Here is a 430-nt window from a genome sequence, read left to right as displayed (position 1 = left end):
CCGCCTCCAGCGCCGCGCGCACCGCACGGGGTTCCCCGCCGCGGACGTCGAGGGAGAAGACGGTCCCCATCGTCTCCTCCGCGTGACGCACCGCGGCGGGCGTTCCCTCGGGTTCGGCCACCGTGTCAGCCACCGGCCTTGTCCAGCGCCGACTGGAGCGACTGCCGGTAACCCGCGCTGGTGTAGGTGGCCCCGGAGACCGCGTCGATCTCGGCGTTGCCGGCCGTGACGGCGGCCTGGTTGAGCCGGGGGACGGCGTTGGAGGTGATCCGGTCGCTCTGTCCGCCCTTGGGGGCCTGGACGGCTTCGGCCTTGGTGATCTTTCCGCCGCTGACGGTGATGCGGACCTGTACCGCGCCGTACTGGGTCTGGGCGGCGTCCCCGGTGACGGTGCGGGCCTGCGCGCTCCCCGAGCCCTGCCCGGAGCCGG

1 protein-coding gene is annotated in these 430 nt (G+C 74.2%); it reads right to left on the bottom strand.

Going from position 1 to position 430, the window contains the following annotated elements; genetic code table 11:
- Positions 1-125: 125 nt before the first annotated feature.
- On the bottom strand, positions 126-430 hold a 305-nt coding region (locus KDL01_RS42175), incomplete at its 5' end, for an FMN-binding protein (RefSeq protein WP_212534304.1).

Source organism: Actinospica durhamensis, from assembly GCF_018139695.1.
GTDB classification, from domain to species: domain Bacteria; phylum Actinomycetota; class Actinomycetes; order Streptomycetales; family Catenulisporaceae; genus Actinospica; species Actinospica durhamensis.
Note: the sequence above shows the minus strand (reverse complement) of the source record. Positions and strands in the feature narration are given on the sequence as shown.